Annotated in this window: 10 protein-coding genes; 4 read left to right on the top strand and 6 right to left on the bottom strand. The window is 67.6% G+C overall.

Annotation, left to right across the window (positions count from 1 at the left end):
* Window positions 1-76: 76 nt before the first annotated feature.
* Both ACPYN5_RS03665 and ACPYN5_RS03660 read left to right on the top strand, forming a co-directional pair.
* Entirely contained in the window at window positions 77-973 is an 897-nt protein-coding gene (locus ACPYN5_RS03665) for an AraC family transcriptional regulator (RefSeq protein WP_274178598.1), read from the top strand.
* Between the two features lie 74 nt (window positions 974-1047).
* Window positions 1048-3321, top strand: a complete 2274-nt coding sequence (locus ACPYN5_RS03660) for a beta-galactosidase (RefSeq protein ID WP_424447610.1) — start codon at window positions 1048-1050, stop codon at window positions 3319-3321.
* 124 nt (window positions 3322-3445) lie between these two features.
* Here the strand turns inward: ACPYN5_RS03660 and ACPYN5_RS03655 are convergent, their stop codons facing one another.
* The 3 genes from ACPYN5_RS03655 to ACPYN5_RS03645 form a co-directional block, all read right to left on the bottom strand.
* Window positions 3446-4042, bottom strand: coding sequence for a VanZ family protein (locus tag ACPYN5_RS03655; RefSeq protein ID WP_424447609.1), 597 nt, complete (start codon window positions 4040-4042; stop codon window positions 3446-3448).
* A 103-nt stretch (window positions 4043-4145) separates the two neighbouring features.
* Window positions 4146-5138 carry an SRPBCC family protein gene (locus tag ACPYN5_RS03650; protein ID WP_424447608.1) on the bottom strand — a complete coding sequence of 331 codons (993 nt, stop codon included), beginning with the start codon at window positions 5136-5138 and terminating at the stop codon, window positions 4146-4148.
* Window positions 5135-5380 (bottom strand): helix-turn-helix domain-containing protein, encoded by a 246-nt coding sequence (locus ACPYN5_RS03645; protein ID WP_274178602.1) that lies wholly within the window; start codon window positions 5378-5380, stop codon window positions 5135-5137. Before ACPYN5_RS03645 ends, ACPYN5_RS03650 begins: the two co-directional genes overlap by 4 nt.
* Before the next feature lie 113 nt (window positions 5381-5493).
* Between ACPYN5_RS03645 and ACPYN5_RS03640 the strand changes: the two genes are divergently transcribed.
* Window positions 5494-6558: a hypothetical protein gene (locus tag ACPYN5_RS03640; protein WP_424447607.1), complete on the top strand. Its 1065-nt coding sequence runs from the start codon at window positions 5494-5496 to the stop codon at window positions 6556-6558.
* A complete protein-coding gene (locus tag ACPYN5_RS03635; RefSeq protein WP_424447606.1) occupies window positions 6555-6941 on the top strand; it encodes a GntR family transcriptional regulator in 387 nt (128 codons plus the stop codon). The genes ACPYN5_RS03640 and ACPYN5_RS03635 overlap by 4 nt, the downstream gene beginning before the upstream one ends.
* 36 nt (window positions 6942-6977) lie before the next feature.
* On the opposite strand, the gene ACPYN5_RS03630 is transcribed toward ACPYN5_RS03635, so the two are convergent.
* The 3 genes from ACPYN5_RS03630 to ACPYN5_RS03620 all read right to left on the bottom strand — a co-directional run bounded on the left by ACPYN5_RS03630 (window position 6978) and on the right by ACPYN5_RS03620 (window position 11903).
* Window positions 6978-8621, bottom strand: a complete 1644-nt coding sequence (locus ACPYN5_RS03630) for an ABC-F family ATP-binding cassette domain-containing protein (RefSeq protein WP_424447605.1) — start codon at window positions 8619-8621, stop codon at window positions 6978-6980.
* A 92-nt stretch (window positions 8622-8713) separates the two neighbouring features.
* A complete protein-coding gene (locus ACPYN5_RS03625; RefSeq protein WP_424447604.1) occupies window positions 8714-10840 on the bottom strand; it encodes a GmrSD restriction endonuclease domain-containing protein in 2127 nt (708 codons plus the stop codon).
* 175 nt (window positions 10841-11015) lie between these two features.
* A complete protein-coding gene (locus ACPYN5_RS03620) occupies window positions 11016-11903 on the bottom strand; it encodes an LURP-one-related family protein (protein ID WP_424447603.1) in 888 nt (295 codons plus the stop codon).
* Window positions 11904-12047 lie beyond the last annotated feature (144 nt).

Raw genomic sequence — 12047 nt, 5'->3', positions numbered from 1 at the left:
AGGGTCGACGTCGGCGACGTCCCCGCCACGTTAGGCCGACCCGCGCGGCGGGGATATGGTGAGAACGAGGACATACATGGACGAATCAGCGAACCGCACGCAGGACCAACCGCACTACCGGATGGACGGTTTCGAGAATCAGCGCCTCGTGGTCGTGCCGCGCCCGCAGGTCGAGATCGCTCTCGATCGGCCGGGGACGCGACGCCTCACCGTGACGGATGCCGGCTACTTCCCCGCCGCGGCCGGCCATCGTCGGGTTCGCGGTCACGGCGCCGGCGAGACGATCGTCATCCTCTGCGTCTCCGGTTCCGGCGCCGTGACGATCGACGGGCAGGAGCTCGCGCTCACCCGGGGCGCCTGCGTCATCATCCCGCCGCACCGGTCGCACGTCTATCAGGCCTCCCACACCGACCCATGGACGATCTGGTGGATGCATATCCGCGGTTCGGACGTCGCGGAGCTGTCGTCCTCGATGCTCGGCGCACCGCGCCCGCTGACGCGCCTGCGGTCGGTCGATCGGGTGTCGGCACTGTTCGACGAGATCGTCTCGCTACTCGAGCGCCGTCTCTCGCAGGCGCATCTGCTCTCGGCATCCGGTCTCGCCTGGCATCTGCTGACGCGCATCGAGGCCGACAGCGTCCTGCCGGCCGACGGTTCGCCGCTGGAGCGGGCGATGCGCTATCTCGAAGCACGCGTCGACGGGTCGATCCAGGTCGCCGAGCTGGCCGATCTCGTCGGCATGTCGCCCTCGCACCTCAGCGCGCTGTTCCGGCGGGCGACCGGCGGCGGGCCGGGCGCCTTCCACACCGGCGTCAAGATGGCGCGCGCCCGCGAGCTGCTCGACACCACCGAGCTTCCGATCGCCGACGTCGCGACCGCTGTCGGCTACGCTGATCCGCTGTACTTCTCGCGTCACTTCCGCCGGGTGCACGGCGTCAACCCCACGACCTACCGCGCACAGCACAAGGGCTGACACCGCACGAACGTCCATGTCGGCACGCGCATTGTGCTGATGGCCCTCGGCACGGCGCCCGTATCGTCGAACGCATGCCCACGAACTCCCGCTCCATCGCCGCGCCCGCCATCACCCGTCAGGGCGGTGCCGGCCTCGAGATCGACGCGACGTCCCTCATTCGCGGCGGCGAGCGCTGGTTCCCCGTCATGGGCGAGTACCACTTCAGCCGCGACGTCCCCGAGCGCTGGGAGCACGAGCTGCGCAAGATGAAGGCCGGCGGCATCGACACGGTCGCGACCTACCTCATCTGGATCCTCCACGAAGAGATCCGCGGCGAGCGCAGCTGGACGGGCCACCTCGACGTGCGCCGGTTCGTCGAGACAGCCGGACGCGTCGGAATGAACGTCGTCATGCGGATCGGCCCCTGGGCTCACGGCGAGGCCCGCAATGGCGGCTTCCCCGATTGGCTCCAGGCCCTGCCGCTGCACCATCGCACGAACGACCCCGGCTATCTCGACCTCGTCGAGGACTGGTACGCCGACATCGAGCGCCAGCTGCGCGGACAGTTCCGGTCGGACGATGCTCCCGACGCGCCGATCATCGCGGTGCAGGTCGACAACGAGCTCTACGACCAGCCCGAGCACCTCGCCACGTTGCGACGTCTCGCCGAATCGGTGGGCATGACCGCGCCGTTCTGGGTCGCCACGGGCTGGGGCGGTGCCCAGGTGCCGCAGGACGAGCTCATCTCCGTCTACGCCGGCTACTCCGACGGGTTCTGGGAGGAGTCGGATGTCGAGCTGCCCGCGTTCTCGCGGATGCACTTCATCTTCAGCGACGTGCGCGACGACCTGAGCGTCGGCGCCGACGTGCGCAACGCCCCCGAGACCGACGGGCGCGACGATCACCGGTATCCGTTCATCACGTGCGAACTCGGCGGCGGCATGGCCGTCGCCTACCACCGTCGTCCCCACGTCGACCCCGCCGACATCGGCGCACTCGCGCTGACCAAGCTCGGCGGGCGCTCGGCCTGGCAGGGCTATTACGTCTACCACGGCACGACGCAGGTCAACGGCCGGCTGAGCGGGATGCAGGAGTCGCAGGCGACGGCGTATCCGAACGACTTGCCGTTGAAGGACTACGACTTCTTCGCACCCATCGGAGCGGCGGGCACGCTTCGGCCGCACTACCACCTGCTGCGCACCCAGCACCTGTTCCTGCAGGAGTGGGGAGCGGAGCTGCTGGAACTGCCGGCTGTCTTCACCGACATCGAGGATGCCGGTGTGCGCTCGGCCGTGCGCGTCGCCGACGGCCGCGGATACGTGTTCGTGAACAACCACCAGCCCGCCGCCGCCGCGCTCCCGGCCCTGTCGGACGTGCAGCTGACACTGCCGGACGGCTCGGTGTTCCCGTCCTCGCCCATCGATCTGCCGGCCGGGGCCGCGGCGTTCTGGCCGATCGCGCAGCCCTACGGCGACGTCACGGCCCTGTCGGGCACCGTGCAGCCGATCACGCGGATCGACACCGCCGAGGGTCTCGTCGTGGTGTTCGGGACGACCGCGGGCATCGACGTCGAGCTCGACCTGCGCGTCGACGCCGGTGTTGCCGTTTCGGGCGCCCAGGAGATCGAAACGCCGCAGGGCGCACGCTGGGTGCCGACGGCGGCGCCTGGGCCCGACTGCGTCGTCACGGTCGGCTCCACCCGGCTGGTCGTCCTCGGCCCGGACTCGAGCGCCCGGGTCTGGGCCGGCGAGGTGGACGACCGGCGTGTCGTGGCACTGTGGGACGGTGGGCTCATCTTCACCCGCGACGGCCTTCTTCTCGAGCGTTGGAGCGAGGCGGCCGACATCCTGACGATTCCGGCGCTCGACGGCGCCGAGCGTGCCGGTGTGTTCTCACGACTCACGCTGGCGCCCGTCGACGGCGAAGCACCGGTGGCCGTGCGGTCCGTCCGTCAGGCTTCGGGCGCCCCGGAGCTTCGACGGGGTGGCACCGCGAACCGTTTCAGCGCGCCCCTCGAAGCGGAATGGGAGCGGGCGGCCGTCTTCGAGATCGATCCGTCCGAGCTCGCCCTCGAGGAGGATGCCGCGAACGTGCTGCGCCTCACCTGGTTCGGCGATGTCGCGCGCGCCTACATCGGCGACGAGCTCGTCGCCGACCAGTTCTGGTACGGCCGCACGTGGGAGCTCGACCTCGCAGTGCTGAAGCTCACCGATCGCCCGTTGCGCATCGAGATCCTGCCGTGGAACGGCGAGACGGACTTCTTCGTCGACAGCCGGGTACGGGCCGATCGGGTCGCGGGGCGCGCGGAGATCGCGTCGGCGCAGCACGTGCGCGCGCCGCGGGTTCTCGTGCCGTTCGCAGGCTGAGCGGTCGACCCGGGACTCGACGATCTCGTGCTCCCGGGCGCACTCGGCGGCCGTGTTGCACTGTCGCGCCCCCATCGTCGCGGGCCAGCCGAGCCGGACGAGAAGCGTCAGGGACGGTGAGGCCTCAGCCGCGGGTGGCGGCCGTCTCGATGTCCTCGGGACGATCCTGTCGGCGCGGGTTCCAGCGAAAGAGGTCGATGAGCCGGGCGAGCGCGGGAACACGCGCGAGCAGGAGCAGCAGGCCGTAGCCGAGGGCACCGCCGGCGACGTTCGAGAGAAAGTCGTTGATGTCGGCGATGTGTCCGCCGGCGAAGAAGGCCTGCGCCGCGAGATGCAGTGACTCCACGGTCAGGCTTGTGATCGCCGCCGCAGCGACGACCTTCAGCCAGGTCGGCCGAGCGAGCATGAGCGGGACCAGGATGCCGAGCGGCACGAAGACGAGCATGTTCATCAGCGCGTCGTCGAGCTCGTAGTCGGCGAACGGGATGAGCGCCAAACCCGGCGTCCACGGGGCGCCCGAAACGGGCTTGTCGAGAAAGATCGGGAAGATCGTGTTGCCCACGATGCCTGCGCCGTAGACGGCGACCGCCGCGGTGACAGCCGCACGGGGTGGCGAGCAGCTGCGTCGAGCCCACAACACTGTCAGGAGGATGGCGAAGACGACGATGCCGAAGGGGATGACGACAGGGAGGACCGGTACTTCGGCGAAGGAACTGCTCATCGCCCCCGACGCTACCGGTAGGTGAGGCGCAGGCTGCGCGCATCGCTGCCGTCATCCGTGTCGTCCGTCACCGCGATGCTCGTCGGTTCCCACACCCCGGCGTCTATCGGAACACGCGCCCGATCGATCCACCGATCTGCGAGACCTGCAGCCAGATCATGAAGCTGTACAAGGGTCGCATGGCCCACCGCAGCAACGGGATTCCTCGCCGCGAGCTCATGCGCTCCCACGCCGCTCGGATCACGACGCGCGTGCCGCCGGCCGCAGGCTCGAGCTCGATCCTCATCCGGCGCTTGTTCGACGTCGGCGAGTCGGGCCAGGTCGTGATCCATTCGATCGCCGTCGTGGGCTCGCTCTCGACGAGTTCGATGCGAGCGCGTCGACGCTCGGAGTTGATCCGCTGCGGCTTGCCGTTCGGCGCCGTCTCGAGCGCATACGCGGTCCAGGTGGCGCCCAGAGCTACGTCGTCGGGCAGGTCGTCGACCCGGCCGATCCCGAGGTCCCACTCCGGCATCCGGGCGGGGTCGCTGAGCAGAGCCCACACCTCCGCGACGGGTGCGGTGACGTGCGCAGCGCCGGCGCCCGAGATCGAACGGCCGTTGTCGGCTGCCCGGTTCGGCGGGGCGGGATACCGCTCCGCCTGATCGAGAAGCTCGCGCACCTGCTGTGGCGTCGTGTCGAGCCGCTGGAGGATCGCTTCGACCAGTCCGCTCCCCTCCTGAACGAGCTCCCGCAGCACCGCTGCGGCGTCTCCGCGCTTCCCGCCGCGGTTCGCGCGCCGCAGCACGTCGAGAGCGCGATCGTTCCAGTCGAACTCGCCGCGCTCGTGGAACGTGATGCGCCCCGGGCCCGACGCCGCGGCCCGCACGCCGAGTGAAGCGAGCTGATCGGCGTGCTGTTGCTCGACCGCCGCCCGCGTGCGTTCCAGGTCGACACCGAGCGCGCGCAGAACCTGACCCGCGACCTGTTCGCTGATCGTGAGGGCCAGCAGCAAGTGGTCGATGTCACCGCTCTGCTCGCCGAGACGGGATGCCTCCTCCGCCCCCGCGAGGGAGAGCTCGTACATCGTCGCGGTCGCGACCGTCAGCTTGCTCATCGGGTTCTCCTCGGGATGTCGATGGTCGGGTCGATGCGTTTGGCGTATTTCTTGTGCACGGCCTGGCGCGAGACGCCGAGCGCTTCGGCGATCTCCTGCCAGCTCATGCCGGCGCGCAGGCCTGCCTCCACCTGCGCGAGCTCGAGGCGCTCCGTGAGGGAGCGCAGCGACGCGATGGCGCGCAGGCCCGCGCGCGGGTCACGCGTGTCTGCGGCGACGCCGGCGATCTGAGTCGATTCCATGTAAGCAACCTAGGTTGCTGGTCGCGGACTTGTCAACCGTGGTTGCGAACTCTTGTACTGACGATCTGATACATTTTGTTCCACATCTGAGGCACAAGCGAAAGGCGACGTGCATGCTCACCCATTCCCTCGCAACCTTCGGCCCGCTCGACCTCACCGGCGCGATCGCGTCGTGGCCGCCGATGTCTTTCGTCCTCGGGCTCGTCGCCGCCGCCGCCGTCGTCGCGATCCGAGCGAACACGGGTCGCGCCGCCGAGCGCGGTGCGGGATTCACCGGAGAACGTCGAACGTCCCTCCGCCGGCGATACGCCGGCGAGCACGTGTCGCTGAGCATCGCGGGGGTCGCCGTGGCCCTCGGTTTCCTTTTCGAGTTCCTCTTCCGCGGATACGTCTGGGACGGATCCGGGACGTCGTGGTGGCGCGTCGCCGCACCCCTGGCGGTCGCCTTCGCCGGCGTCGCCGTGGCCCTCGCCTTCATCCTCACGCGCGGGTCGGGCGCAGCCGAGCATCCCGTGTCGCCGCCGGTGCGCCGATCGTGGCTGTCATTCAGCTCTCCCGTCTCACTCACCGCTCTCGCGGTGACGAGCCTCGCGCTCCTTGCCACGACGGTCGCAGCGGGAATCGCGTCGTCCCCGAACGGTGAGGGCGACTGGCTCTGGCTCGTCATCCCCATCCCGAACGCCGCGGATGTCGACCCGCTCCGCGTCTCGTTCTACGGGTGGGTCTACGGCGTGCCGGCTCTCGTGGGCCTCGGGCTGCTGCTGCTCGTGGTGTGGCGAGCGCTCGACCGGAATGCGGTGCGTTCGTTCCTTCGACCCGAGACCGTCGCGATCGAACGCGCAGCCCGACGCCGCACCGCAAGCGGGATCGTATGGCTGGCGACCGGGGCGTGCCTGCTCGCTCTGGCGGCAGCGTGGCGTCTCGTCGGCAACGCGGGCTCGGTGACGACACTCACGATCGACGATGCGAGCGGCGGAACGTCGTACGACGTCGCTTGGCGCTACGCGGAGCTCGCCGCCATCGCCGGCGGAGCCGCACCGATCGTCGAGATCGTGGCGCTCTGTATGCTCCTCGTCGTCGGAGGATCGCTCGTGCCCCGCGCCGATCACGCCTCGGTCGTCGCTCCGGCTTCGCCCGCGCCCCGGTCATCGGGCACGGATGTCGGGTACGCCCGATGACCATCACCCGGGCACTGTCCGCCACCGACGAGAGCACTCCGTCACGAGAGATCTATCTCCAGCTGCGCGGGCTCATCGTGTCGGGCATGCTCGCGGCGAACGAACGCCTGCCGACCGTCCGTCAGACCGCCGCCGACCTCGGCGTCGCACCCGGCACCGTCGCGAAGGCCTACAAGCTGCTCGAGCAGGAAGGGCTCGTCGTCAGCCGCACCGCCGCCGGAACCCGCGTCGCCGAATCGGCCGCGGTGCTCCCCCACGGCGTGCTCAAGCGCATCCGCGAGCTGACCGACGAGGCGCTCCGCGCGGGCACAGGGCTCGACGATGTCGTCAGCGTCTTGCGGGCGCAGTGGAGCGCTCAGACGGAGCAGCCGCCAACGGTCTGACTGCGGCGCACCGTCACGCCGCGGGCGCGGCCGGTCTCAGGACTCGGTGACGCGGCCAGCCTCGACGTGCCAGCGACGGTTAGTACTCACGGCATCCAGCATCCGTCGGTCGTGGGTCACCAGCAGCAGTGTGCCGTCGTACGACTCGATGGCCTGTTCAAGCTGCTCGATGGCGGGCAGGTCGAGGTGGTTGGTCGGCTCGTCGAGCACCAGCACGTTCACGCCGCGCGCCTGCAGCAGCGCGAGTCCGGCGCGCGTGCGCTCCCCCGGCGACAGCTCGTCGACCGGACGCAGCACGTGATCGGCCTTCAGCCCGAACTTCGCCAGCAGCGTCCGGACCTCGCCGGATGCCATCTCGGGCACGAGCGCCTCGAACGCGTCGGCCAACGGGCGCGAGCCCACGAGCAGCGAGCGCGCCTGGTCGATCTCGCCGATGCTCACGCTCGATCCGAGGCCGGCCGATCCCTCGTCGGGAGTCTGCCGACCGAGGATCGTGCGCAGCAGCGTCGACTTGCCGGCGCCGTTCGGACCCGTGATGCCGATGCGGTCGCCCGCGTTCACCTGCAGCGACACCGGTCCGAGCATGAACGAGCCCTGCCGGACGACGGCGCCGTTGAGCGTCGAGACGACCGAGCTCGACCGCGGAGCGGCGCCGATCGTGAACTCGAGCTGCCACTCCTTGCGCGGCTCCTCGACCTCATCGAGCCGCGCGATGCGGCTCTCCATCTGGCGCACCTTCTGCGCCTGCTTCTCGCTCGACTCCGTCGCGGCCTTGCGCCGGATCTTGTCGTTGTCGGGGTTCTTCTTCATCGCGTTGCGGACGCCCTGGCTCGACCACTCCCGCTGCACGCGCGCACGGGCGACGAGGTCGGCCTTCTTGTCCGCGAACTCGTCGTACTTCTCGCGCGCGTGACGCCGCACGGTCGCCCGTTCCTCGAGGTAGGCGTCGTAACCGCCGCCGTAGATCCGGTGAGAGTTCTGCGCGAGGTCGAGCTCGAGCACGCGCGTGACGCTGCGCGCGAGGAACTCGCGGTCGTGGCTGACCAGCACGACTCCCCCGCGCAGGCCGTGTACGAACGCTTCGAGGCGCTCGAGCCCGTCGAGGTCGAGGTCGTTCGTCGGTTCATCGAGCAGCACGATGTCGAAGCGCGACAGCAGCAGCGCCGCGAGTCCGACGCGCGCCGCCTGACCGCCCGAGAGGGACGTCATGTGGATGCCGTCGGCGTCGAGCTCGAGCCCGAGATCTGCGAGGACGATCGGCAGACGCTCATCGAGGTCGGCCGCACCGCTTGCGAGCCAGCGCTCGAGGGCGGTGGCGTACCGGTCGTCGGCGCCGGGGATCGAGGGATCGCCGAGGTCGGATGCCGCGGCATCCATCTCCGCCGTCGCCTCGGCGCACCCGGTGCGGCGGGCGATGTACGCGGCGACGGTCTCACCCTCGACGCGCTCGTGCTCCTGCGGGAGCCAGCCGACGAACGCGTCGGCGGGAGCGAGGCTGACAGTTCCCGACTGAGGGGCGTCGCGCCCGGCGAGGATACGGAGGAGCGTCGACTTGCCGGCACCATTGGCCCCGACGACACCGACGACGTCACCCGGGCTGACGGTGAGATCGACGCCGTCGAAGAGTGTGCGGTGGCCGTACCCGCCGGCGAGGCCCTGAGCGACGAGAGTTGCGGTCACCGGACGATTCTTCCATCTGGTGGCGTGGACGCCGGATCGGTGTGGGCTATCGCCTCAGACTTCGCTAGCGAGGTCGAACGGAAGCGTCTCGACTACGGCTCGGACATCACGACGCGCTCGTCGACGTCGGAGGAATTTTGGAAGTCGGTGCGGACGTCTCGCAATCTCCGACCGTCCGCGACTGCCCAGAAGTACCACCCATTCGTCGCCCCTCTCTGGAGCGCGGAGCCCGCGGCCGACGGAGAACTGTAGCGCTTACCGTCGATGTCGATCGCACCGTCCGCGGTAACGATTGCCTGCCTACCCTTATGGTCACGGTGGGTCGCGAATAGCCTGTCGCCGGGCGCAAGGAAGCCCCCTGCGATCAAGTGCCGTAACTCAACCCAGTCGCCCGCTTTGGTCTGAGGGTCAGCGACCTTGCCGTGGTGCCCTTCGGGGACGGGCCAGACCCGCAACAACGTATCGATGAGCTCTGCAGTGCGCTCATCGATCAGCTCTTCGTTCCACGCGTCTATCTCAGTGCGCTTGATCACCCTGCCGGTCAGAATGATCGTGTTGTGGTCTTGTAGCGCGGCTCTCTTTACAGGCCAGGCCCCGTTCGAGACCTTCGAGTTGAGCGACTTGGTCAGGAGCGTGAGGTTACCCAAGCGATGAACCCGAGCCTGCCTCCCCTCGGCCTCGTCAGGAGCGTTGACGGGCCAGGTGTCCCGCCAGGATCTCGGGAGCAGGTGTTCGATCGGGTAACCCTTGCGCTCGATTTGAGGCTGACCGGTAACGTCGCGGTAGTGGTCCTCAACTGCCTCGAGCATCATGCGCAGTCGACCTCGCGGGAACCGCGTATACGCTGCTTCGGTGGTCAAAGCGCGGCGGACCTCTTCGTCGCCGGGCCAATAGGTACTCGTTACGTTGAGGCGCGCGAGATGGGCTGAAACCCGCTCCGCGAGGTCGCTCGCCGGCACGTTCGCGTTCGCGGCAATGACGTCAGCGATGATGCGGCCGAGATCACTGCCCGACAGGCGCAGGAGTTGCCGGCGAAATACCCAGCTCTCCGCCGCATTGATGATTCGACCCGCCGAGTCCTCTGATGGGCCCCGGCCGGGCTCGTGCAGCCATATGAGGAGCGGCTTAAGCACCTCCACGCCTGCAGCCTGCATACGGTAGACGGCCAGTTCAGTGGCTGTGAGGCTTCCTCCCGGACGGCGCGCTGCTTCCGTCCACGACTCGTACTGATGCGCCTGCATCTTGATGATTGGCAAGAGTTCGGACATCGCATGACCGGACTCATGTTCGACGTAGGACTTGAACCTGGTGAATGTCGACTGAGGGCTGACCTCTTCGCCGGTTCGCGCGACGAGCCACTGGTTGAGGAACAGAGAACTACGGCTCACCAGGTTGCGGCCAACACTCACTTCTTCCATCCAAAACTTGGTCTCAAACGGCCAGTCCTCCCGGTAGGCCCTGCGTGTGTCGACACCGTCAGCCTCGAGCTTTTGGAAGACGAAGTTTCGCACTAGGTCCGCGGCAGTGAGCGGAGTGCCGCGAGCATTCAGCGTCTCGAAGATCTCCTGCGAGTTCTCGGAAGCTTCCAGCTCGATGGAGACAAGTTGCAGACCGTCGAGCAGAACTGTTGTGAGCTCTTTCGCTTTGATCGGGTACTCAGCCGAGTCGGGCGCACCTAGCCATTGCTGGACGGCCGTCGAGAAGTACTCGTGGGCGCGAACGATCTGCGAATCCGCGTGCGTCAAGTAGGCATGGTCGACCGGCGGATCGGCCGTCATCACCTCGTCGAAGGCCGCACGATCCTTATTATGATGACGAACCTTGAGGCGACTGTCGCGCTCTTCGACATAGATGTCGTCGTTATGGGTGAGCCGCTCAAGTTGTCCTGAGAGGCGGGCCTGTCCGCTCACCGCGAGCAAAGCGCAAGCTGCGTCGGCCAGAATCTGGAGCGTTGTCAGACGCTGCTGACCGTCAATGACGTTCCACGTCGTCATGCGCTTACTCTTTGCGTCATGCGCCTGGAGAACGACGGCGCCCATGAAGTGTGTGGCGTTGGAGCGCGGATCGTTGATCCGTAGCTCCGTCACGCGCCGGATGTCATTCCACAACGGGATCCACTGTTCATCCTCGCGCCAAACGTAGGGGCGCTGAAAAAGAGGGACAAGGAAGTGCTGAGGCAAGTTGAACAGCTGCAGCGGTGTTCGCTTGAAGGTTTCCACGAAATCTATACTCCCTCATCGAACATTCTCGCCGCGCACTACACCCATGTATCACGCCGCCGTCCGCTCGGCGGCAAGCGGACGGGTGATGATCCCTCATTGATGCCGTGGCGAGGCGCACGCGGGTAGCCGCGTCGGACGAGCAGCCAGTGGCCGAGCGGCGAAGGGCTGAGGGTCACCGTGACCGACGGTTTCCGTCGCTGGTCTGCTTCAAGACGGTGTCAACGACGAGCGCGGCGGATACAACCAGGGTCAGGAGCGGATCGACCAGTTCGCGGTGGATCTGCAGAACATAGTTGTCCGCTTTCGTGAACCCCTCTTTGCCGAATCCGGCCCACGTCTTGGTGATACGTGCGATCTCGGAACCTCTCGCGTCCTGGATACTGAAATCCCAGGCCCGCCAATCCTCCGCATTGACAGAGCCGAGCGTCGCGCCGTCGGCTTCCATACGAAAGCGAACGTTGAACCTGCCCCCGAGTACCGACGCCATGACGCCAAGACTCTCCTGGGCAAGGTGTCCAACAAGACTGCCATCTGCACGCATCACCGTGACTTTCGACTTCCAGACCGTGGCGGGTCGCGTCAATGTGAGGCGCGGAGTTCCGTCTGCGTCGACGATCTCTAGCCGCTTCGTCGAATTCTCGCGGCCGACCGCTAGCCGAGCCATGCTGATCCCAAACTCGCGCACCCCCCCAACCTTGCGTCCGTGTCGATCGAAGACGGTGTACTCAGCTTTTCTCTCGAACAGCTTGGCCTTCTGGTTGACCACCAACACGCGTTCGGTGAACAGGGTCCCCCCGCCACCTTGCGCCTGCTCCGAAATGCCGAGCCTCCGGACCTGCTTGAGCACTCTCGCGTCGGCTGGGGTCTGGCTGCTGCGCGACGGCGCGGAACTCTGCACCTCCTGAAGGGCACCGGCGGCGGGCGGCATCACCACAGGTGGATCGATCGTCTGTTGACCACGAGACCCCACGTGCTCCGTCCACTGAGCGCCGTCCCAATATCGGTGCTCATAACGTCCGAACGGGTCCGAGAACCAACCGGGGGCGGCATGCTGCGACATGAAGCTGAGACTACTGCCGGCCTCGCAACTGCCGCACTGCGTGCGTTCATCAGTCTGGGCTTCGTTGTCGGAGCCGACGTTCTCATCGCGATCGTAATGGCTTTTCGTTGTCCTGGAATCTGCCGTCGGGCGTAAGAAGGACGA

The organism is Microbacterium arborescens, from assembly GCF_049707515.1.
GTDB classification, from domain to species: Bacteria; Actinomycetota; Actinomycetes; order Actinomycetales; family Microbacteriaceae; genus Microbacterium; species Microbacterium arborescens_B.
The sequence above is the reverse complement of the archived record's forward strand: the minus strand, read 5'-3'. Positions and strand labels throughout refer to the sequence as shown.